The sequence below is a fragment of the uncultured Microscilla sp. genome (assembly GCF_947493425.1).
In the GTDB taxonomy this organism is placed as follows: Bacteria; Bacteroidota; Bacteroidia; order Cytophagales; family Microscillaceae; genus Microscilla.
Genome location: NZ_CANLRP010000467.1, coordinates 1 through 533 on the forward strand (window position 1 = coordinate 1; position 533 = coordinate 533).

1 protein-coding gene is annotated in these 533 nt (G+C 38.8%); it reads left to right on the top strand.

The genetic code is table 11. The features are described 5' to 3' along the window. Positions 1 to 533, top strand: a 533-nt coding sequence (locus Q0954_RS34355) for a hypothetical protein (protein WP_299466708.1), incomplete at both ends; no start/stop codon positions are given.

Below are 533 nucleotides of genomic sequence, written 5' to 3' on the forward strand. Positions count from 1 at the left end.
TACCGAAAAGACTTGAACCAAAAGTTGGAGGAGATAAAAAAACTAGGGTTGGAAAAGATCGTCAAGCAGATTATAGAAAGCGAAAAGGAAAAATATCAAAATATCAATAATCCTTCTTATGTGGTGGGTAACTTTCTATCGGTGGCTGTAATTGAAATTGTCAAGGCGCTGGCTACTGGCGGCTTATCGGCAGGCAAAGATATACTGAAGGAAATGGTAGAGCAAGGCCTCAAAGAACTCAAGGACCTTAAAAATTTTAAGAAGAAGTACAAAAATAAGAAAAAGAAGGGCAAGGATGGAGACAACAAGAAAGGCAAAGGCAAACAGAAAAAGCCTGAAATCATTGTAAACAATGCTTTGCTTGCTGAGTATGTAACGTACAAAGACAAGAAAAAAGTCAAGAGCAAGACAACGGTGGGCAAAGGGCAAACCATTACCAAAGAAGGTGAGAAGCTGCTTACTATCAACAAGTTGCAAAAGAAAGGGACCTATAGCAAAGCTTATGTGATCAAAAAGGTGGTAGACAAAGCCTT